The 20,359-nt window shown below is 40.3% G+C and carries 25 protein-coding genes and 1 other annotated feature (1 of these 26 only partly in view); of the genes, 2 read left to right on the top strand and 23 right to left on the bottom strand.

The genetic code is table 11. The annotated features are described in order from the left end of the window. Window positions 1–141 precede the first annotated feature (141 nt). The 11 genes from ACQKEV_RS09895 to ACQKEV_RS09945 form a co-directional block, all read right to left on the bottom strand. Window positions 142–723 carry a ComE operon protein 2 gene (locus ACQKEV_RS09895; protein WP_427445520.1) on the bottom strand — a complete coding sequence of 194 codons (582 nt, stop codon included), beginning with the start codon at window positions 721–723 and terminating at the stop codon, window positions 142–144. A 73-nt stretch (window positions 724–796) separates the two neighbouring features. After that, window positions 797–1,426, bottom strand: a complete 630-nt coding sequence (locus ACQKEV_RS09900; protein ID WP_427445518.1) for a helix-hairpin-helix domain-containing protein — start codon at window positions 1,424–1,426, stop codon at window positions 797–799. 119 nt (window positions 1,427–1,545) lie between these two features. Then, window positions 1,546–2,283 carry a class I SAM-dependent DNA methyltransferase gene (locus ACQKEV_RS09905; RefSeq protein ID WP_427445515.1) on the bottom strand — a complete coding sequence of 246 codons (738 nt, stop codon included), beginning with the start codon at window positions 2,281–2,283 and terminating at the stop codon, window positions 1,546–1,548. Next, window positions 2,283–2,633 (bottom strand): ribosome silencing factor, encoded by a 351-nt coding sequence (rsfS, locus tag ACQKEV_RS09910; RefSeq protein WP_427445513.1) that lies wholly within the window; start codon window positions 2,631–2,633, stop codon window positions 2,283–2,285. The genes ACQKEV_RS09905 and rsfS overlap by 1 nt, the downstream gene beginning before the upstream one ends. Then, a complete protein-coding gene (gene yqeK / locus ACQKEV_RS09915; RefSeq protein ID WP_427445510.1) occupies window positions 2,634–3,203 on the bottom strand; it encodes a bis(5'-nucleosyl)-tetraphosphatase (symmetrical) YqeK in 570 nt (189 codons plus the stop codon). It abuts the gene before it with no gap. Continuing rightward, window positions 3,196–3,762, bottom strand: a complete 567-nt coding sequence (locus ACQKEV_RS09920; protein WP_427445507.1) for a nicotinate-nucleotide adenylyltransferase — start codon at window positions 3,760–3,762, stop codon at window positions 3,196–3,198. The genes yqeK and ACQKEV_RS09920 overlap by 8 nt, the downstream gene beginning before the upstream one ends. 2 nt (window positions 3,763–3,764) lie before the next feature. Further along, entirely contained in the window at window positions 3,765–4,064 is a 300-nt protein-coding gene (yhbY, locus tag ACQKEV_RS09925; protein WP_427445505.1) for a ribosome assembly RNA-binding protein YhbY, read from the bottom strand. Continuing rightward, window positions 4,051–4,893 (bottom strand): shikimate dehydrogenase, encoded by an 843-nt coding sequence (aroE, locus tag ACQKEV_RS09930; protein WP_427445503.1) that lies wholly within the window; start codon window positions 4,891–4,893, stop codon window positions 4,051–4,053. The genes yhbY and aroE overlap by 14 nt, the downstream gene beginning before the upstream one ends. Before the next feature lie 12 nt (window positions 4,894–4,905). Then, window positions 4,906–6,009: a ribosome biogenesis GTPase YqeH gene (gene yqeH, locus ACQKEV_RS09935; protein ID WP_427445500.1), complete on the bottom strand. Its 1,104-nt coding sequence runs from the start codon at window positions 6,007–6,009 to the stop codon at window positions 4,906–4,908. Then, window positions 6,006–6,527 (bottom strand): YqeG family HAD IIIA-type phosphatase, encoded by a 522-nt coding sequence (locus ACQKEV_RS09940; protein ID WP_427445497.1) that lies wholly within the window; start codon window positions 6,525–6,527, stop codon window positions 6,006–6,008. Before ACQKEV_RS09940 ends, yqeH begins: the two co-directional genes overlap by 4 nt. A 37-nt stretch (window positions 6,528–6,564) precedes the next feature. Next, window positions 6,565–7,347, bottom strand: a complete 783-nt coding sequence (locus ACQKEV_RS09945) for a phosphatidylserine decarboxylase (protein WP_427445495.1) — start codon at window positions 7,345–7,347, stop codon at window positions 6,565–6,567. 91 nt (window positions 7,348–7,438) lie between these two features. Between ACQKEV_RS09945 and pssA the strand changes: the two genes are divergently transcribed. Then, a complete protein-coding gene (gene pssA / locus ACQKEV_RS09950) occupies window positions 7,439–7,978 on the top strand; it encodes a CDP-diacylglycerol--serine O-phosphatidyltransferase (RefSeq protein ID WP_427445492.1) in 540 nt (179 codons plus the stop codon). Between the two features lie 85 nt (window positions 7,979–8,063). After that, on the top strand, window positions 8,064–8,813 hold the full coding sequence (gene sigK / locus ACQKEV_RS09955) for an RNA polymerase sporulation sigma factor SigK (RefSeq protein WP_427445490.1): 750 nt from the start codon (window positions 8,064–8,066) through the stop codon (window positions 8,811–8,813). A gap of 13 nt (window positions 8,814–8,826) precedes the next feature. Here sigK and mtnN read toward each other — a convergent pair whose 3' ends face one another. From mtnN to alaS, 12 genes are all read right to left on the bottom strand, one after another. Continuing rightward, window positions 8,827–9,519 (bottom strand): 5'-methylthioadenosine/S-adenosylhomocysteine nucleosidase, encoded by a 693-nt coding sequence (gene mtnN, locus ACQKEV_RS09960; protein WP_427445487.1) that lies wholly within the window; start codon window positions 9,517–9,519, stop codon window positions 8,827–8,829. Between the two features lie 106 nt (window positions 9,520–9,625). Continuing rightward, complete coding sequence (locus tag ACQKEV_RS09965) at window positions 9,626–10,333, bottom strand: YrrS family protein (protein WP_427445485.1); 708 nt, start codon at window positions 10,331–10,333, stop codon at window positions 9,626–9,628. 358 nt (window positions 10,334–10,691) lie between these two features. Beyond that, on the bottom strand, window positions 10,692–11,168 hold the full coding sequence (greA, locus tag ACQKEV_RS09970; protein WP_427445483.1) for a transcription elongation factor GreA: 477 nt from the start codon (window positions 11,166–11,168) through the stop codon (window positions 10,692–10,694). Window positions 11,169–11,277: 109 nt separating this feature from the next. After that, a complete protein-coding gene (udk, locus tag ACQKEV_RS09975) occupies window positions 11,278–11,916 on the bottom strand; it encodes a uridine kinase (RefSeq protein ID WP_427445481.1) in 639 nt (212 codons plus the stop codon). Further along, entirely contained in the window at window positions 11,913–13,190 is a 1,278-nt protein-coding gene (locus tag ACQKEV_RS09980; RefSeq protein WP_427445479.1) for a peptidase U32 family protein, read from the bottom strand. Before ACQKEV_RS09980 ends, udk begins: the two co-directional genes overlap by 4 nt. Window positions 13,191–13,207: 17 nt before the next feature. After that, the gene (locus tag ACQKEV_RS09985) at window positions 13,208–14,137 is read right to left on the bottom strand and encodes a peptidase U32 family protein (RefSeq protein ID WP_427445476.1); all 930 of its coding nucleotides are present in this window, start codon (window positions 14,135–14,137) and stop codon (window positions 13,208–13,210) included. A 5-nt stretch (window positions 14,138–14,142) separates the two neighbouring features. After that, window positions 14,143–14,778: an O-methyltransferase gene (locus ACQKEV_RS09990; protein ID WP_427445474.1), complete on the bottom strand. Its 636-nt coding sequence runs from the start codon at window positions 14,776–14,778 to the stop codon at window positions 14,143–14,145. A 113-nt stretch (window positions 14,779–14,891) separates the two neighbouring features. Beyond that, complete coding sequence (gene mltG / locus ACQKEV_RS09995) at window positions 14,892–16,010, bottom strand: endolytic transglycosylase MltG (protein WP_427445472.1); 1,119 nt, start codon at window positions 16,008–16,010, stop codon at window positions 14,892–14,894. A 343-nt stretch (window positions 16,011–16,353) separates the two neighbouring features. Then, complete coding sequence (locus ACQKEV_RS10000) at window positions 16,354–16,647, bottom strand: DUF1292 domain-containing protein (RefSeq protein WP_269925223.1); 294 nt, start codon at window positions 16,645–16,647, stop codon at window positions 16,354–16,356. A 6-nt stretch (window positions 16,648–16,653) separates the two neighbouring features. Then, window positions 16,654–17,079, bottom strand: coding sequence for a Holliday junction resolvase RuvX (ruvX, locus tag ACQKEV_RS10005; RefSeq protein ID WP_427445468.1), 426 nt, complete (start codon window positions 17,077–17,079; stop codon window positions 16,654–16,656). Window positions 17,080–17,082: 3 nt separating this feature from the next. Further along, entirely contained in the window at window positions 17,083–17,349 is a 267-nt protein-coding gene (locus tag ACQKEV_RS10010; protein ID WP_016426845.1) for an IreB family regulatory phosphoprotein, read from the bottom strand. Window positions 17,350–17,439: 90 nt separating this feature from the next. Then, window positions 17,440–20,067, bottom strand: coding sequence for an alanine--tRNA ligase (gene alaS, locus ACQKEV_RS10015; RefSeq protein ID WP_427445465.1), 2,628 nt, complete (start codon window positions 20,065–20,067; stop codon window positions 17,440–17,442). Between the two features lie 254 nt (window positions 20,068–20,321). After that, window positions 20,322–20,359 (bottom strand) — a binding site (T-box leader); it runs 171 nt beyond the window's last position.

The raw sequence follows: 20,359 nt of genomic DNA on the forward strand, positions 1-20,359 counted from the left end.
CTACAGCTACATAGCTTAATAAAAAAAATATCGTAAATCGATTACGGACAAATAATAAAATAAGTGGTGCATGTATTAAAAGTAGTTGGGTGTAGCCAAAAGCCGCGATTGTTGAAACAATGGCTGAGAAGGCTAAATAAATTAAACGTTGTTGCCAATGGTTTTGCCAAATAACTCATTCACCTGCGCTTCGTATGAAGCCAGTTCTTCTGCAGAAACACCATTTTCCCTTAATTTTTGAAGCATATCCAAATACAGTGTGATTTTCTGGTCGCTTAAGAAATCGATTTTTCGCTCATCAAATGGCACATGCACAACTTCCACATTTGCCTGGGCAAGTAATTGAATCGCATATTCATTGTTTTTATAATCTTTCGCGTAATATAAACGTCGAATTCCTGATTGAATAATTGATTTTGTACATGGAAGGCATGGAAAATGAGTCACATATAAATCAGCTTCATTTGTCGAAATGCCGTATTTTGAACATTGGAGCAAGGCGTTCATTTCCGCATGAATCGTACGGACACAATGGTGATCCACAACATAACAACCCTGATCGATACAATGATCGCCACCTGAAATGGAACCATTATAACCGCCTGCCATGATTCGTTTATCCCGAACGATGGTCGCCCCTACCGCCAGTCTTGTACATGTGCTTCTAAGTGCTAGTAAATGGCTTTGTGCCATAAAGAATTGGTCCCATGTTATTCGCTCCATAAAAACGCCCCCTGATTATAAACTCATATCTAGTTTAGTAGGAACACGTTTCAAACGTCAATTGTATACGATTTTATTTAATCGAAATGAAATCTTTCAGGCTAGCGAATGTCGAATCACCGATTCCAGAAACTTCCTTCAGTTCTTCAATCGTTTTAAAAAGCCCTTTTTCTTCTCTGTAGGAAAGTATGGCCTTCGCCTTTGAAGGACCAATCCCAGGAAGTGTCATTAAGGTCGTTTCATCTGCAGAATTGATGTTGATAATCGTCGATTTTGTTGAAGATGAATCTGGCGTGGACGGAATCGTAATTGGTACTTCCGTTTCTCCGATCAAAGGGACATAAATGACCATTTCATCTATTAATTTCGCAGCTAGATTTAAAGCTTTTTCTTCAGCGGATGGCAAAATACCGCCAGCAAGTTGAATAGCATCCCGTACACGACTTCCTTCAGGCAAAGTATAAACGCCTGGTACAAGGACTTGTCCTTTGATATCGACCACAACCACTTCAGTCATTTTTTTGTCAGGTTCATCTGTTTCATTGTGTTCTTCAGTTGGAATTGGTTTTATGTTGGGGGTTTGAATAGTGTCGAGCGTATTGGCAAGTGGGGGTGCCGGCTCGTTTGAAAATGGTTTAAACAATAAGACAAATAAAATGGTTCCTATAACTGCTAACGCAACTTTATTTGTATGTTTTTTCATCCATGTGGGAATCAGATTGGGTCATCCTTTCCTACAGGGAGCAATTCTTATGGAGTTATCCATACTATAAACGAATTGCTCATTATTGGAAAGTTTTATGTGAATCGGAGTCGAAAATATTATTTAATTGCATGGAAAAAAATTCGTTCACTGTTTTCTTCAGGCGACTGATTCGTCCAGTCTGCAGAAATTTCTATGTTTGAGAATCCTGTTTGCTGTAAGAATGACAAATAATCGCTTATTGCAAACGACCGTTGATAATGACTTTCTTCGAACCGGTCATATGAGTCACTTTTATTTCGCATAAAGAATGTTAAATCATGATAAACAGAGTGAGGTTGCTCGCCTGGCTCTGTGTGCCATATATAGGCAACATTTTCATCTTCATATGTAAATGGACCATCCAAAAATAATTCATCCATTTTATAAACAGAATGTACATCAAAGAATAGTTGTCCACCAACTGCAAGTGATTCATAAATGCCTTTAAACGTTTGCAAAACCTGCTCCTCATCCTCAAGGTAATTCAACGAATCTATCGATAGAACAGCTACATCGATTTCCTCGAACCCGTCCAAATCCGTCATGGAGACATGGAACAATGGAATAGCAAGACCTTGTTTTTGAAAACGGTCAACTGCAATCGCAAGCATTTCCTCGGACAAATCGACTGCTTGAACAAGAAAACCCTGTTCTGCAAATTTCGCAGACAGGACTCCGGTTCCACAACCAATATCTAATAAAGATTTCCCATTCACATTTTCAACACTTGAAACAACCTTATCAACATATTTGTCATAAGGAATATCGGTCATTAAGGCATCATAAATGTGTGCAAATTCTTTATAACTAGACATTACGCTTCTAAGTCTACAGAGATGATTGGTGCATCTCCCCATAAGCGTTCCAAGTTATAAAATGCGCGTTCATCTTTATGGAATACATGTGCAACTACGTCGCCCATATCCACTAATACCCAACGAGCTGCGTCAAAGCCTTCTAATCGTTTCACATCAAAACCTGATTTGCCTGCTTGATCTGCCATTTCTCTTGCAATTGCTTGCACTTGACGGTCAGAATTTGCGTGACAAATAATAAAATAATCGGCCAGCAAAGATACACCTTTCATATTCAATACGACGATATCTTCTGCACGTTTGTCATCTGCTGCTTTATAAGCAACCTCTAATAATGTTGGAACTGTCATTCAGTCATTTTCCTTTCGTGTAACCAAATCATTATAGCAATGAATGGAATCCGGATATACCGGTTGATTTTTTTGCATTAAAAATTGTATCGAACGTTGAACACAAGCTTTCATTAGCTCATTTAATCCTTGTTCATCCTGTTGTCTTAATTCATCGACTCCAGGGAAATTTCGATTCGGTTCTATCATATCTGCACAATAAAGTATTTTTTCAAGTTTTGTCATGTTTGCTCTTCCAGTCGTATGGTAGCAAATCGCATTTAAAACATCTTGATTTGACACACCAAATTCCTGTTGAGCGACGTATGCGCCGACTGGAGCATGCCACAATTCATGATGAAAATTTAAAAGGGTCGGATCCATCTGTTGTTCGACAATGGTTTGTTTCATCCATTCCCTATCTGCAAATTTCACGACATCATGTAAAATAGCCGCAAGTTCAGCATCTTGTTCAGATACGTCATATACTTTCGCCAATCGAATGGCGGTTTCCATTACTCCTAAAGTATGCACAACTCGTTTCTCAGGCATCCGTGTACGTATAGCATTAATCAAATCATCTCTATTCATACAATTTCTCCTGACGAATATAAGTTTGTACATTCTCTGGCAGTAACAATGATACATCTTTTCCTTCTTTGAACCGATTGCGCAGCGTGGTAGAGGACAAATCAATTAACGGTGCATCGATTAATGTCACAGGATAATCAGAACGTTCATCATATCCTGGACGTCGAACACCGATCAATTGGACTTCTTCGACCAGTTCATCAATCTTATACCATTTGTCCAAAGAAGAAATCATATCGGCACCAATCAAAAAACTGAAATGTGTTTGCGGTTCGTGGGATTTCAGTTCATTCATCGTATCAAACGTATACGATAAACCTCCTCTTTCAATCTCAATCGGTTCCACTTGAAAATATGAAAATGGCTCGGTAGCAAGCTTCAACATCTGCAGTCTTTGCTCACCACTTGCCAGTTGCGATGTTTCTTTATGAGGTGGCTTCGCATTCGGCATGAATCGAAGTTCATCGAAATCCAGTGCATGAAACACTTCATTTGCCATGATTAAATGTCCAATATGTGGAGGATTGAAAGTCCCGCCAAAAATGCACACCTTTTTCATCGTTAGCCTCTTGTCGGCAATTCGATTTTTTTGTTGTTTTTAGAAGCTTTGTATAAAACGACCGTCAAGCCGATTAATTGAACAAGTTCCGCTTTTGTTCCTTTTGCCAAAGCTTGCGCCACTTCTTGCTTATCGTCTTCACAGTTTTGCAAAATGCTGATTTTAATCAATTCACGAACTTCTAAAGCCTCTTGAATTTGTTTAAGCATATGTTCATTTACTCCGCCTTTTCCAACTTGGAAAATAGGTGATAAATGATGTGCTTGACTACGTAAAAAACGTTTTTGTTTACCTGTTAACATGTGGACCTCCTAGTGTTTGTTCGACTTGCTCTATCGTTTGTTTCGTATCAGGTTTGCGATTTGTCCACTTTTGAAATGAGAATGCTCCTTGATGTACAAACATCCCAACGCCATTTAAACAACGTGCTCCTCGATCTTTTGCTTCCGCCAAAAAAGGCGTCAATAATGGATTATACACAATATCCGCAACAATTGCTGAAGATGTTACATTTTCAAGCGACATTGGCATGTCGACATCAGATGTTTTCATCCCTGCAGGCGTTGTTTGGATAATGATTTGAAACAGTGCAAGTTGTGATTCAGCCTGTGAAAGTGACAACGCACGATCACCTTCTATATCGTCAATTAATCGTTTGGCAGAATCGATTGTACGGTTGGCACAAGAAATGTGTTTATATCCTTGACTTTTCAGAGCGAATGCAATCCCTCTTGCTGCACCACCGGCACCAATAATTAAAATTGGCAGCTCTTTCAGATTTGTCCCCATCGCCTCTTCTAGCGAATTGACAAAACCGATGCCATCAGTGTTATAACCTGTAAGGGAACCATCCTCTTCCACTACGACCGTATTGACAGCCCCCATCAAGGTAGCTGTCGAATCCATGCGATCCAGTAGAGGGATAATGGTTTCTTTATGTGGAATGGTTACATTCCAACCGCTCGCCCCTAAACATTTAAGTGACTGGACAGCATTCACGAGCCTGTCTCTTTTTACATGCAACGGAATATACGTGGCATCGATTGATAAATCGGCAAACCACTTGCTGTGCATGCTTGGTGACATCGAATGGGAAATGGGATCCCCAATGACTGCATACCATTTTTTCATTTCAGCCGCCCCCTAAATCAATGATGGACGAACTTGAATTTCTACTCCTTTAGGTGCATACGCTGCAATCACGACGTTCGGTTGATTGACAGTAATCCAGCCTAGACCGGAAAACACAATATCCGTCTTCCCTGCTTTAACAGAAAACTCGTGACGAACAAGTGGCGGGAAATCATCTTTGAATTCTGCTGATGGTGGTGCAAGCATTCCACCAAGATGTTCAGCATACAAAGCATCCGCATTTTCAAGTTTCGTACGGTGAATATTTAAGTCATTCGAAATATGAACCGTAAATGACGCTCGTTCACCTTGAATGAAATCAAATCGTGCAAGCCCACCAAGGAATAAAGTTTGTCCTGAATTCAACTGGAAAATTTTAGGTTTAATTTCTTTTTTAGGTGTGATCCATTTTAATTCAGATGAGTCAAGAAAATGCGCCATTTGATGGTGATTGATAATTCCTGGCGTATCAAAAAGTGACTGATCGTCATCTAAAGGAATTTCAATTAAATCAAGTGTTGTACCAGGGAAATGTGATGTTGTGATTACTTCTTTTTCACCTGTCACTTGTTTGATGATACGGTTGATGAACGTCGATTTTCCGACATTTGTACAACCAACTACATATGCATTCTTGCCATCACGAAGACGATCGATCGCTTCCATTGCCTCTACCATGCCTGTCCCTTTATGGGCACTGACTAACATGACATCTACTGGTTTCAATCCTAACTTCTTCGCTTCCTGTTGTAACCACTGGATAACGCGATGTTTCTTCACTGATTTAGGCAATAAATCCACTTTGTTCGCCACAAGTAAAATTGGATTGTTCCCAACAAAGCGGTGCAAACCTGGCAACCAGCTCCCATTGAAATCGAAAATATCAACGATTTTCACGATCAAACCTTGTTCATTGCCAAGACTGTTCAAGATACGAAGGAAATCATCATCTGTTAAAGAAACAGGTTGCAATTCGTTATAATTTTTCAGACGGAAACAACGTTGGCAAATGATTACTTCTTTTTCCAACGAAGATTGTGGTGCATATCCGGGTTCTTTTGGATCTTGTGTTTGTATTTGAGTACCGCATCCGATACATGTTGGTATAGTTGTCAAACTTCTTCCTCCCAAGTTACATAACCTCTTCTTTTTAATGCTCTAAAAATACGACGTTCAACCAATCGATTGAAACGAGTGAAAAAACCGTCCGATTTTGCGACAGGCAATACTAAAATCGTATGTAATCTAATGCGATTGCCTCCGACAACATCCGTCAACAGCTGATCGCCAATCACTACTACTTCTTCACGTTTCACGTCCATTAATTGAAGCGCTTTACGAAAGGCTTTACCCATCGGTTTACGTGCTTTATAAATAAAAGGAATACCAAGTGGATCTGCGAATGATTTCACGCGCATCTCGCTATTGTTCGAAACAATCGTTACCTGAATTCCTGCGTCTTTCATACTTTTCAGCCAGTTCACAAGTTTGGGCGTCGCATCTGGACGGTCCCATTCAACTAACGTGTTATCCAGATCCGTAATGATTCCTCGGATTCCCTTATCAAGCAATCGTTCTGGCGAAATGTCGAAAACACTTTTCACAAATTCGCTCGGTAAAAATTTTTTATACACCGTGACACACTCCGTTCAACCTATTTTTCTCTAATGATTATAACATACTCCCTATTTTCTCACCCACTCGTACCCGACTTCCAGGAGTAATGGACGAATCCAGTTGAAATGCGTCTTTTTCAAAAAGCAAAACGACAGTAGAACCAAACGTGAAATAACCGATTTCCTCGCCTTTGATCCAGTCCCGTGATGTGTTTGTCATTTCGATTGAGTTCACAAACATGGCACCCACACTAATGACTGCACAGTTTTTTTGATTTGGACAAACCAAATGGGTAACTTGTCGATAGTTTCCGCTGATTGGCGTTTTTCCATAAGTCAATCCAGCCTGATTTACAGGGTAGGATTTTTCCCCGAGTGTCATTTGTTTTTTCACATGACCGTTGACTGGACTATGAATACGATGATAATCAGCAGGACTTAAATAAAAAACCATATAGGTTCCACCTACATATTGTGATGCCAAATCCACATTTCCAACCAAATCCGTCACGGTATATGACTTTTCCTTCACTAAAAAAGTGCCGGTGGATGAAATCGAACCAATTGATTCAACCTTTGCATCAACAGGACTCCCAGCTTCCATTTCACCTTGTGCAATAGGTCGATGCTGTGCATCAATTTTGCGGATAAAAAAATCATGCAAAGTAGGAAAAGTTTCGATAGATTGTGAAACTTCGTGCATTTGTATTCCGTATGTACGTATATAAGATGGAATCACTTTGCGACTCAAGGACGATTTAGCGAATTTTTGGATAGCCATCGAAGACCACTTGCCATTCGTCAGTTCAATAAGTGTTTGGTAAATTTTCTGTTTCACATTATCCCACCTGTTCTAAATATGTTCTACCTTTTTTTAGTTGAAAGAAGTATAATGAACTAATACTTTACACAAGAAGGAGTGTCGTCCATTGTTTTTAATGCATCGAGTGGATCACACAATCAAGAAAATGAAAGCCCATGCAGCAAATATGATCACCATCGGGAATTTATCCTTTGGTGGTGCTTCCATAATGACCACATTAAACGAATCTTATAGCTATAGTGTTCTGTTTATATTTATCGCAGCGTTACTGGATCGTTTCGACGGGATGGTCGCTCGTAAACTAGGTCAAGAATCGGAACTTGGAAAACAACTCGATTCCATGAGCGATATTATCTCATTCGGCGTTGCCCCTGCGATTCTCATATACATGGTTGATTTATTTGAATTTGGAACAGCTGGAATGGTCATCACCATCATTTATATTGCAAGCGGTGCTTTTCGTTTGGCCCGTTTCAATATCATGGATTCGAATGGCTACTTTACTGGTCTCCCGATCACCGCTGCCGGTACGATATTGACGCTTTCTTATTTTGGATTGTCCCTGTTTGCACCAGTCTTTTATATGTTCCTCGTGCTTATTCTGGCTATATTAATGATTAGTACATTTACATTAAAAAAAGTGTAACGACCGCAAATTGTGGTCGTTTTTTTCATGCTTTTTATGTCGTTCACATATAGTGACAAAAGACGACATGGAGGTGCACATCATCATGAGTGGTTTATTGTCTGCTGTCCTGCAATTATGGATTGAAATTCCAGCAGTCTTAGGTTACTTGAAAGGTCAGGCATTTAGAAAGCCCCTATCCCAAGAAGAAGAAGCCATATATGTTGAACGTTGCCTAACCGGTGATGAGGAAGCCAAACACGAATTGATTGAACGAAATATGCGACTTGTCGCGCACATCGTCAAAAAATTCCATCCAAAACATGAACAACTCGATGACTACATTTCAATCGGTACAATCGGTTTAATGAAAGCCGTCGCAAGCTACACTCCTGATAAAAAGACCCGCCTCGCCACATACGCCGCCCGCTGCATAGAAAATGAAATTCTCATGCATTTGCGTTCCCAGAAAAAAGTTCAGAAAGATGTCTCACTCTACGAACCGATTGGCACAGATAAGGATGGCCATTCACTCCAAATTACCGATCTTCTTCAAACTGACGAAGATACTGCCCAACAAACGCTGGAACAAAAAGAACAAATGGCAAGACTTTATCGACATTTGGACAAATTAGAAAAACGCGAAATTGAAATTATTGAGCGCCGGTATGGGTTGCACCAATTTGAACCGATGACACAAAAACAGATCGCCAAGCAATTGAATATTTCAAGAAGTTACGTTTCCCGCATTGAAAAGCGAGCGCTCGTCAAGCTGTATCAATTGTTTAAACATGAAAAAAACTCTCTCGATTCACTGGATATCGAAAGAGCCTCCAACAATCAATCTCTATTTTAACATGGAAACGTGCTTATAATTTACTGATAACGTGTAAAACGATTTGTGTCGAATGTTTTGCAGCTGTCGGAAGGAATTCATCAAAACTAATTGAGGATTCTTTTCCTGCAATGTCCGACAACGCACGAATAACGACAAATGGTACGTCGAATTGGTGGCACACTTGCGCAACAGCAGCCGCTTCCATTTCCGCAGCCTTCATGTGAGGGAAATGTGTACGCACGCTCTCAACGCGTATAGGATCGTTCATAAACGAGTCTCCTGTAGCAATGAGTCCAGTTGCAAACTGATGCTGGCCTAATTCTTCCACAGCCTCTTCAGCTAGCTTGCGAAGTTTTGCGTCCGTTGTGAATGCTGCAGGTAGCTGGGGTACTTGTCCCATTTCATAGCCGAATGCCGTTACATCCACATCATGGTGACGTACTTCATCCGAAATGACAACCGCTCCCACTTCCAGTTCAGCGTCAAATCCGCCAGCAGAACCTGTATTGATCACTGCATCCGGTTTGAATTGTTGAAGTAAAATCGTCGTCGACATTGCTGCATTTACTTTACCGATTCCACTTTTTAGCAAGACCACTTCATGTCCTGCATATGTACCTTCAGTGAATTCACTGTTTGCGATGACAGTTGTTTGTGGATTTTCAATTGCCAAACGTAACGCTTCAACTTCTTGTTCCATTGCGCCAATTACTGCTATTTTCATATCGTTTACGCCTCTTCTCTGTTTTTAAAAACACTTGATGCCATACTGTTTTTTATTGTATCGTGCAAAAACACTTCCCTAAAAATAATAAAAGCGGCGCCGAAAGTCAATAGGCGCCGTCCAATGTTTTCAAAGTCTCCATTTTTACAGGTTTCCAGCCTTCGCCATCCACCCACTCTAAATAGACACGATATTTTTCTTTTTTATCTTTAGATGATACAACACCGATGGATTTCTGAGGACTTCCACCGTTTTGAATTTGCCAAACAATCATGTTATCTGCGGATAATCCCGTTGTATAGGCAATAGCTTTTAGTTTTTCATCCCAGTCCACATGACCTTCGGAATAAACCGACGTATGTTCACCTGTTTGTGATGTTCCTATCGGTTTCCAAGCTGTGTTGACGATGCGTTCAGATACAAGTGGGTCATCAGAAGGTGTTGAAGTGACAGTGCCACCTGTCGTTGAATCTTCAGTAGTTGTAGATTCATCTTCAGTTGCTGTTTCTTCTTCAGTCGATTCACTGTCTTCAGTTTCTTCTGCAGTTTCTTCAGCAATTTGTTCTGAACCGATTTGGTCTTCAGGGTCTACATCTTCTTCTTGCGAGCCATCTGCCGTTTCTGCAGACTCCGTATCTTTCGTGCTATCATCTTTCCCAGCTTTTTCTGGTTTATCGTTGCCTAGGAAAATAAACCCGGCAGTAATGATAATAAGGACGACTACAAGACCTATAAGTGCATTTAATATTGTGTTCGAGCTTGGTTTTTTTGGTCGATTACTTCTTGAGGTATATCGACGCTGAGTATTTGCCATATGCGTACTCCCCCTTATATACAGCATGATACCATAAATGTTGATGACAATTTAGACGAATGTGTTAAGGAAATGTTTCATTTGGATGTGGTCTTGGCTAAATTTTGGATCTGGAAATGTATTTGGATTAACTTTTGGGTTTTTGGAGCAACTTTTGTGAATTTGTAGTAACTTTTGTGAATTGGGAGCAACTTTAAATTTTTTGGAGCAACTTTCGTGATTTGGGAGCAACTTTTACAGTTTTTGGAACAACTTCACCAATTCCTCAGTAACGAACCAATTTCGTATTACGTCCTAATTACTATTCCCCACAAAAAACAAAAAATCCACTCCCAAATACAGGAGCGGATTTTGAAAATTATTTGATTGATACAATCTTGACGTCCATTTCGCCGCCAGGAGTAAGTACCTTAACTTGATCTCCAACGGAACGGCCAATCAGGCTTTTCGCGATTGGTGAGTCATTTGAAATAAGACCTTCCATCGGATCTGCTTCCGCTGAACCAACGATTGTGTATGTCTCTTCATCACCGTCTGGAATTTCAATAAAGGAAACTGTTTTTCCAAGGGATACGATGTGGTTGTTTTGCTCGTCTTCTTCAATAATGACCGCATTGCGGATCATAGATTCTAAAGTTGAGATACGTCCCTCAACGAATGCTTGGTCTTCTTTTGCAGAATCGTACTCTGAGTTCTCGGACAAGTCACCGAAGCTACGAGCAATCTTAATACGTTCTACCACTTCTTTACGTTTAACTGTTTTTAAGAATTCAAGTTCGTCCGCTAATTTCTGCTTTCCAGCAGCAGTCATAGGGTATTGTTTTTCTGTTGACAATGTATTTCACTCCTTCAACTACTTGCTAACTCATAAAAATACTATGTCTCGCAGCTTATGAATATGCGGCTAAGTATTTAGATAATTTTGTCAGTCTTTCACAATCATATTACACAATGATATCAGATTCAAGAATTGTTTTAATTTTTGTAACCATTAAATCGATGGCAACTTGATTTTGGCCGCCTTCAGGAATAATGATATCTGCATATCTTTTTGTCGGTTCAATAAATTGGTTATGCATCGGACGTACTACAGAAATGTACTGTTCGACAACCGAGTCGATTGAACGTCCACGCTCATTAATGTCACGTAGTATCCGACGAATGATGCGTAAATCCGAATCCGTATCGACAAACAATTTAATGTCCATCAGATCCCTCAAGCGCTCGTCTTCAAGAACCAAAATACCTTCCAATATAATAACATCCTGTGGTTCAATAGCAATCGTTTCGTTTGCACGTGTATGAATTGCATAATCATACACCGGTTTTTCGATTGCTTTACGATTTAAAAGTTGGTGTATATGTTCAATTAATAAATCTGTATCGAAAGCAAGAGGATGGTCATAGTTTGTCGTAAGACGCTCCTCAAATTCTAAATGGCTTTGGTCTTTATAATAGTAGTCTTGTTCGATTACTACAACGGCTTTTTCTTTGTAAACGTCATAAATTGCCTTGGTAACACTTGTTTTCCCTGAACCAGAGCCACCAGCAATACCAATAACAAGCGGGCGCTTAAATGTCATCGTACAAGCTCCTTTCTCATCATGTTATTTGGTCGTACGGGGATGTCAGATTTGAAACGAACGATTTGTAACGGATGGCGTGCAACATCCAGTTCATTCCCTTTTTCATCCCATAATTCTGTAATGATCATGCGGAAATTTTCAATATCCGGGCCGAAGAATTCCACTTCTTGCCCTTTTACGAAGTAATTTCGTTGTTGCAAAGTAACCATTTTCGTTTCTTCATCATAGTCCAGCACAAGACCGATAAAGTCCGTTGTCGTTTTTCTTCCATGGACACCGTACATCTGCTCTTCAAATGTTGGTTCGCCTTCAAAGAATGCAGTTGCCGTATCACGGTTCGCACATTTTTCAAGTTCTTCAAGCCATTCGCGTTTTATCACAAAGTTTTCTGGATCTGCACAGTATGCATCGATAACTTTTCGATATACGCTGACCACAGTTGCAACATAATGAATGGATTTCATGCGGCCTTCAATTTTCAGTGAATCAATTCCCAGCTCGATCATGCGAGGGATGGATTCGACCAATTTTAAGTCTTTAGGACTCATGGCAAATGGTGCATCACCTTCACTGAATAAAGGTTCCTGCTTGCCATCGTTCTCTTGATACAGATCATAATCCCATCGACAAGACTGACAACAGCCACCACGGTTTGAATCACGGGCTGTCATGTGATTCGACAACGTGCATCGTCCACTGTAAGCGATACACATGGCTCCATGAATGAACGCTTCGATTTCAATATCGACTTTTTCTTTCATTTCCTCAATTTCGTCTCCACTCGTTTCTCGGGCAAGGACGACACGGTGCAAACCTTCATCTTTCCAGTATTGGACAGCTTTCCAGTTGGATAAGGATTGTTGTGTACTTAAATGGATTTCAAGTTTCGGTGCTTCCAGGCGGCAAGTTTCAATAATTAATGGATCTGCAACAATAATGCCTGTCACTCCTGCTGATTCAATATCTTTTAAATATTGAGCCAGACCGTACATATTTTCGTTATGTGCAAAAATATTTGTCGTAACGTAAATTTTCGCACCATAGCCATTTGCAAACTCAACCGCTTGCCGCATTTCATCTATTGAAAAGTTCCCCGCATTTGAACGTAATCCAAATTCGCGGCCACCAATAAACACCGCGTCTGCACCATAATGAACTGCGATTTTCAGCTTTTCAAGATCTCCTGCAGGAGCGAGAAGTTCTGGCTTTTTAACAATGACGCGTTTGCCATCAATGATTTCACTAATTCGGTCATGTCTAAGCAATGCCATGCTAATACTCCCCTTCCTTAATACACGGTTTCTTTGAAGAAGAAGCCGGTATCGAGTGGTCGAAGTGACGGTTGCATTTCTTCAATTTCCGTTAGTAAATCATCTTTTATTTGGTCGTACTTATCTGGTGTGTCCATATAAGCATCAATAGCTTGACGGTAAAGATCTGTCACTTTTGTCACATAGTCAGCTTCTTGCAAAATGCCGTCGATTTTAAACGAATCAATTCCTGCATCAATTAGCTCATTCAACTCATCAATAAGGCACATATCGTTCGGACTGAAAATATGCGTACCGTTGCCATCCTCAAAAATAGGATATTTGTTGTGACGTTCTTTATCATGTAAAAACATGTTCTTGTTGTTTGAACGATTTTCGATTTCCATTGCTTTATCCTGATATAAAAAGTAATTTCCAAGCAAAGAGCGCTTCGACTGGAACATACAGGTCATACCATGAACTTGTACTTCCACAGCCACTTCTGCGTTTTCTTTGATTTCAATAACTTCTTCCATGCTTAACTCCCGAGCCAGCACAGCACGATTGGCGCCGCGTCTTCCCCAGTAGTTGGCAGTGAACCAGTTTGTTGCAGTCGTTTCCGTATTCCAGTGAAGCGGGATTTTAATTCCACCTTCACGTTTTGCCATGACAACGGCCGGATCTCCGAATGTTATGCCGTCAACTCCGATAGCTTCAAGTTTTTCCATATACGGACGTAAAGCATTAACACGGTCATTGTGATAAAGCGCATTCATTGCAACATATACTTTTTTGTTGGCAGCGTGTGCAAGAGTTACAGATTTTTCAATATCATCAATCGTAAACTCCCCTGCTAATCGCAGACCAAATTGTTGTTCCCCGATTAAAAACGCGTCTGCTCCAGCTTCAATCAATTGTTCCAGATGCATCACAGACTGCGGAGTCACAAGTAATTCTGGTTTTTTCATGCGAGTCACCTCTTTATACTGATCGTAATTCCATCACCGATTGGCAGGAATGTCGTTTCATATTCTTCATGATTCATTAGCCATGACGTAAACTGTTGCAAGTTACGAACCATCGTACGTTTTCTTCTAGGTACGTCTTGAATATCAATTTCCGTAAAACCATGCATGAGCATGTTATCACAATAAATAACACCACCGCTAGGAACGAGTGGTGAATACTTGTCAAAGAAACGTTGATATTGACCTTTTGCAGCATCAATAAATAACGCATCATACTGACCAAGTTTAAAATTGTTTGTATCTATTTCCAGTGCATCGCCTTGTAAAAGTTGAATTCTTTCCGTCAATTCAGCTTGATTCACATAGATTGAAGCCAATTGAAAACGGCATTCATCTTTTTCTATAGTCGTCATGACTGCTTCTGGTAAAGCCAGTGCCATTCGGATGGCTGAATAGCCAATGGCTGAACCGATTTCCAAAATGGATTTCGGTTGCTGCAGACGGAGAAATTGAAGAAGTGATTCAATCGCTACAATTTCCATGATCGGAATATGCTGTTCTTTGGCGAATTGTTCCATATTCGATAGGAAAGATTGGCGTTGCTTAATATGTGAAGTAATGTAGGATTGTGAAGTTTCCATGTCCAATCTGACTCCTTTAACGCACAAAAATTACACCCAATCTTATCATAAAAAAAGAAGGAAAGCGATAGCCTTCCTTTCTTTCTGCGATAATGGTGACAATCTTGTCACGATTATCGTAAATATTGTTCAATTTTCGCTAAATGTTCGTCATACGTTTTCGAGAAATGATTGACACCTTCTTTATCAGCAAGGAAATAAAAATTCTCGGATTCCGGTGCATTCAGAACCGCTTCGATAGACTTTATTCCTGGATTGGAAATCGGGCCAGGTGGCAATCCTTGAATTTTATACGTATTGTATGGGTGATCGATTTCTAAATCATCATACAACACGCGGTCTTTATGTTCACCTAAGGCATATAGAACAGTTGGATCTGTCTGCAAAGGCATTTTCTCTTCCATGCGGTTATTGAAAACACTTGCAATCATTTCGCGATCTGTATCTGCTGTTGCTTCTTCCTCTAGCAGTGAGGCAAATGTTAACAACCAATGAACAGATTTTTGTTCTTCAGCAAGCTGGTCTGTGTATTGTGCCATTGTGTTTGCAGTCTTACTCAACATTTGATCGACAATGGATTCTAAAGAAGGATTTTCTTCATAATAAGAATAGGTTGCCGGGAATAGATACCCTTCCAATGCATGACGAAGATCCGGACCTTTTATGTCTTCCGTCAAGATATTTGGGTATTTGGCAATCATCTGATCAATGAAATCCGGATTTGTGACAAGATCCAAGAATTCTTTGGACGTATACGATGTTTTTTCTTCCACACGCGTTGCAATTTCTTCTAGCGTACGGCCTTCAGGAATTGTCATTGAGAAGATTGGTTCACGGTATACTTTACCGGACTTCAAACTTTCAATTAATTCGTCAAAAGTCATCGATTTGGTTAAGCCATAATCACCTGCTTGGAAATCTGATTCATTATTGAACTTCGCATAGTATTTGAAGATACGCGCATCTTTAATGATTTCATTCTTTTCAAGTAGCGCTGCAATCGAATCGAGGTTCGAACCAATTTCGACTTTGACTGGAATGATTTCTTCCGATTTTTCATCGACTGGCTGCAATGCGCTTTTTACATACTTGTATCCACTATAAGCTGTAATTCCTCCACCAATCAATACAATCAAAACGATTGCAAGCACGATACGTCTGACAATTTTCACTTCTTTTTTCTTTTCCTTCATGCGTTTAAACATAATATCTTTTTTTGTTTCATTCTCCACGGGTTAACCCCCTCTATCTGACATTTATTATACAAGATTATTATCAAAAAGAAAAAGGCAGAATGTATATTCATCATTCTACCTAATAGGATCGCTTCCTCTACTAATATGATACGTGCTTACCATTATAATTCGGTTATCATATATTTGCGCTAGTTTCATGCTCCGCATATGCCAACAAGGATAAAAACTACTTACTTGGGGGTCTCATTCTTGCAAAGTGCTAATCCTGCGGTTACTCATCGTTAATGCACTCTCTTGTATGTACTATACAGTTTAGTTAATAGAATCAAAAAAACACAACCTGTCCCATGCGGGGGCAGGCTGTGTTTTGAAATTAATTCTACTCTTCGTCTTCCTCTTCTTCTTCTAAGAAAGTGTTTAACATTTCTTCGATCATAGCCCACTCTTCGTCAGATTCGATCGGCATTAATTCGCCATCTTTTCCGTCTTCAGATGGTGTGAAAGCAGAAGCGTGAATTTCGATTTCTTCGTTCTCATCTTCTTCCGCACCTAGTGGATAGTATAGTACGTAAGATTTGCTGAACTCATCTGATTCAAATGTAAATAGTACTTCACATAGTTGTTCGTTACCGTTATCGTCTACTACTGTAATGTTTTGTTGACCGTGGTCCATGTGTAATCACCTCTTAATAGATTGACTATCTAGATAGCCTTGTAAAATCATAACTGCGGCCATTTTATCTATGACCTCTTTGCGTTTTTTCCGACTGACGTCTGCACTGATCAGCATCTTTTCCGCAGCGGATGTTGTTAAACGTTCGTCCCATAGAAAAACGGGTTTTTCAAATGTTTGACGCAACAATTCCGCATATCGTTCAGAAGCTTCGGCGCGTGGTCCGATCGAATTATTCATGTTTTTCGGATATCCAACCACAAACGATGATACTTCATGCAACTTCATCAACTCGGCAATACGTTCCATACCGAATTTTTCGTTCGCTTCATCAATTTTGATGGTTTCAATCCCTTGGGCGGTCCAACCGAAAGCGTCACTAATTGCGACACCAACAGTTTTCGTCCCAACGTCCAAGCCCATTACTCTCATAACTTATGCCTCGTTATTCTTCTTGATGTAGAACTTTACAAGCTCTTCTAAGATTTCATCACGCTCAAGCTTACGGATTAAATTTCGTGCATCCTGGTGGCGAGGAATATATGCCGGATCACCCGAAAGTAAGTAGCCGACAATTTGATTGATTGGGTTATACCCTTTCTCTTCAAGCGCCGAATGGACATGAAGCATAACTTGCTTCACTTCTTGTTCCATGGACTCTTCCGGAAAATTAAACTTCATTGTCTTGTCAAATGAACTCATGATCAGCACCTCGCTTTCGGAGTAAAATCTGATTGTCTTGTACAAGCATATTTTCGTTACTTGTTCAGTATAACCGATTTCAACTTTTTATTAAACGGATTTGACATAATCATACACAGATTGTAACGCTCCATCAAGTTTCGACGAATCTTTCGCACCAGCCATTGCCATATCGGGACGACCGCCACCTTTGCCGTCGCACTGTTCAGCAACATGTTTCACAATATTCCCTGCGTGATACTTTCCGCCAGTTAAGTCATTTGTAACACCGGCAATCAACATTACTTTATCACCTTCAGATGCTCCAAGCACAATAACCGCTTCAGTCATTTTCGTTTTAAGATCATCCATCATTTGACGAAGCTGGTTGTTGTCTTTTGATTGAACGCGAGCAGACAATACTGTCACACCATCGATTTGCTGTGCCTTTTCCAAAATGGAAGATGCTTGGCTATTGGCGATTTTAGCAGATAATGATTCATTTTCACGTTGAACTTGGCGAAGTTCCTGTTGCAAGCCTTGCACGCGAGCCACAACATCTTTTGAGTTTGCTTTTAAAGCAGAAGCCGCCTCTTCTAAGATGCTCTCTTCTTCTTTTACAAGCTGGTATGCTGCTTTTCCTGTTACAGCTTCAATTCGGCGTGTACCTGCACCAATTCCACTCTCACTAACAAGTTTGAAGAAACCGATTTGAGAAGTGTTGCTTACGTGACATCCGCCACAAAGCTCTAGTGAATATCGATCAATTGAAACAACTCGTACGATATTGCCATATTTTTCACCGAACAATGCCATTGCACCCATTTGCTTCGCTTCGTCAATTCCATGATAGCCGGTAACCACTTGAATGTCTTCCCAGATTTTCTCGTTCACTTGTTGTTCGATCGTCAGCAATTCTTCTTTCGTTACTTGGCCGAAATGAGAGAAATCAAATCGCAAACGATCTGGACCAACATAAGAACCAGCTTGGTTTACATGTGTACCCAGCACGTCTTTTAACGCTTGGTGTAGTAAATGTGTCGCTGTATGATTTTTGACTGTAGACTTGCGTTGTGTCTGATCAACAGTCGCAGTTACGTCAGCTTCAACTGAAAGTTCTCCAGATTCAATCACTACAGTATGAAGATTTTGTCCGTTTGGTGCTTTTTGAACGTCTTTCACAAATCCTTTGAATAAATCGTTCTCGATATTTCCGTGATCGGCGATTTGTCCGCCACTTTCTGCATAGAAAGGAGTCTGATCAAGTATGACTTTTACTTCATCGCCTTCTTGTGCAAGGTTGACACGCTCTCCATCTTTAACGATTACCAGGACTTTTGATGAAACTGCCGTCGTATCGTAGCCAATAAATTGACTTTCTTCTTTAATATTCCCTAACACTTCTGACTGCACCTGCATGGAATCAACATCTTTACGAGCTGAACGAGCACGTGTACGTTGAGCTTCCAGTGATGCTTTAAAACCTTCATGGTCAACTGTCATGCCAACTTCTTCAGCATATTCTTCCGTTAACTCAACAGGGAAACCGTATGTGTCATATAGACGGAATGCGTCACTGCCTGGAATGATTGAAAGACCAGCTGCTTGCTGAGTCGAAATGACATTAGACAAAATGCCAAGACCGTCTTGTAATGTCTCATGGAAACGTTCTTCTTCATTTTTAATTACACGCATGATGAAGTCTTGTTTAGCTTCTACTTCTGGATAGAAATCCTTCATGATTTCGCCGATAATCGGTACTAGGTTGAACATGAATGGACGGTCAATTCCTAGGTTTTTACCAAAACGAACTGCACGGCGCAATAATCTACGTAATACATAGCCGCGACCTTCATTTGAAGGAAGTGCTCCGTCACCAATTGCAAAAGCAACTGTACGTGTATGGTCAGCAATCACTTTAAACGCTAAGTCATCGGCTCCACCATTGCCGTAAGTTTTACCGGATACTTCTTCAGTTTTGCGAATAATTGGCATGAATAAATCTGTATCAAAGTTCGTTGGAACATTTTGTACGACACAAGCCATACGTTCAAGACCCATTCCTGTATCAATGTTTTGTTTTGGAAGCGGTGTGTACGTGTGATCTGGATTATGGTTGAATTCCGAGAACACCAAGTTCCAAATTTCTAAGTAACGATCATTTTCCCCACCTGGATACATTTCTGGATCCGTCATGTCGTTGCCATAGCTTTCGCCACGGTCGTAGAAAATTTCTGAGTTAGGACCACTTGGACCTTCCCCAATATCCCAGAAGTTCCCTTCTAAGCGAATGATACGAGCTTCTGGAATACCGATTTCGTCTCTCCAGATTGCGTATGCTTCTTCATCTTCTGGGTGAACTGTGATGGATAACAATTCTGGATCAAATCCGATCCATTTTTTGTCCGTTAAAAATTCCCATGCCCAGTGAATTGCTTCTTTTTTGAAGTATTCACCAATTGAGAAGTTCCCTAACATTTCAAAGAACGTATGATGACGAGCTGTTTTACCGACATTCTCAATGTCATTTGTACGAATTGATTTTTGTGCATTCGTGATACGTGGATTGTCAGGAATCACTCGTCCATCAAAATATTTCTTCAACGTCGCTACACCACTGTTGATCCAAAGTAGTGAGTTATCGTTAATTGGTACTAGTGGTGCGCTTGGTTCCAGTGCATGACCTTTTTCAATAAAAAAGTCCAAATACATACGACGGATTTCTGCTGCAGTTTTCATTAAGTATTCCTCCTTATATTAGAAAGCATAAAGCGCATGTTCAGCTCGACACCATGAAATGTTGAACAGGTCGCTCTTATCCGACTCAGGGGCTGAAACATCTGAATCCGAAGACGAAGATGTAGAGCTTAAAAGCGGAATGGCCTGTAAAACTAGACACTGACCTTTTGAGTCGTGAGTCGAGAAGCCTGCTGGCGCTTGCGGGAAGAGCTGGTCCTGGAAGTTTAGACAATAGAAAAAGCCCTCATCCCTAAAAAAGGGACGAAGGCTTCAATTCGCGGTACCACCCTAG

It is taken from the genome of Paenisporosarcina sp. NPDC076907 (assembly GCF_050269735.1).
Classification (GTDB): Bacteria; Bacillota; Bacilli; order Bacillales_A; family Planococcaceae; genus Paenisporosarcina.

What these genes read in the sequence shown, in the direction of transcription:
- ACQKEV_RS09895 (WP_427445520.1), bottom strand. Translation starts at nt 723, where the DNA reads ATGGAGCGAATAACATGGGACCAATTCTTTATGGCACAAAGCCATTTA.
- ACQKEV_RS09900 (WP_427445518.1), bottom strand. Translation starts at nt 1,426, where the DNA reads ATGAAAAAACATACAAATAAAGTTGCGTTAGCAGTTATAGGAACCATT.
- ACQKEV_RS09905 (WP_427445515.1), bottom strand. Translation starts at nt 2,283, where the DNA reads ATGTCTAGTTATAAAGAATTTGCACACATTTATGATGCCTTAATGACC.
- rsfS (WP_427445513.1), bottom strand. Translation starts at nt 2,633, where the DNA reads ATGACAGTTCCAACATTATTAGAGGTTGCTTATAAAGCAGCAGATGAC.
- yqeK (WP_427445510.1), bottom strand. Translation starts at nt 3,203, where the DNA reads ATGAATAGAGATGATTTGATTAATGCTATACGTACACGGATGCCTGAG.
- ACQKEV_RS09920 (WP_427445507.1), bottom strand. Translation starts at nt 3,762, where the DNA reads ATGAAAAAGGTGTGCATTTTTGGCGGGACTTTCAATCCTCCACATATT.
- yhbY (WP_427445505.1), bottom strand. Translation starts at nt 4,064, where the DNA reads ATGTTAACAGGTAAACAAAAACGTTTTTTACGTAGTCAAGCACATCAT.
- aroE (WP_427445503.1), bottom strand. Translation starts at nt 4,893, where the DNA reads ATGAAAAAATGGTATGCAGTCATTGGGGATCCCATTTCCCATTCGATG.
- sigK (WP_427445490.1), top strand. Translation starts at nt 8,064, where the DNA reads ATGAGTGGTTTATTGTCTGCTGTCCTGCAATTATGGATTGAAATTCCA.
- mtnN (WP_427445487.1), bottom strand. Translation starts at nt 9,519, where the DNA reads ATGAAAATAGCAGTAATTGGCGCAATGGAACAAGAAGTTGAAGCGTTA.
- ACQKEV_RS09965 (WP_427445485.1), bottom strand. Translation starts at nt 10,333, where the DNA reads ATGGCAAATACTCAGCGTCGATATACCTCAAGAAGTAATCGACCAAAA.
- udk (WP_427445481.1), bottom strand. Translation starts at nt 11,916, where the DNA reads ATGACATTTAAGCGCCCGCTTGTTATTGGTATTGCTGGTGGCTCTGGT.
- ACQKEV_RS09980 (WP_427445479.1), bottom strand. Translation starts at nt 13,190, where the DNA reads ATGGCATTGCTTAGACATGACCGAATTAGTGAAATCATTGATGGCAAA.
- ACQKEV_RS09985 (WP_427445476.1), bottom strand. Translation starts at nt 14,137, where the DNA reads ATGAAAAAACCAGAATTACTTGTGACTCCGCAGTCTGTGATGCATCTG.
- ACQKEV_RS09990 (WP_427445474.1), bottom strand. Translation starts at nt 14,778, where the DNA reads ATGGAAACTTCACAATCCTACATTACTTCACATATTAAGCAACGCCAA.
- ACQKEV_RS10000 (WP_269925223.1), bottom strand. Translation starts at nt 16,647, where the DNA reads ATGGACCACGGTCAACAAAACATTACAGTAGTAGACGATAACGGTAAC.
- ruvX (WP_427445468.1), bottom strand. Translation starts at nt 17,079, where the DNA reads ATGAGAGTAATGGGCTTGGACGTTGGGACGAAAACTGTTGGTGTCGCA.
- ACQKEV_RS10010 (WP_016426845.1), bottom strand. Translation starts at nt 17,349, where the DNA reads ATGAGTTCATTTGACAAGACAATGAAGTTTAATTTTCCGGAAGAGTCC.
- alaS (WP_427445465.1), bottom strand. Translation starts at nt 20,067, where the DNA reads ATGAAAACTGCAGCAGAAATCCGTCGTATGTATTTGGACTTTTTTATT.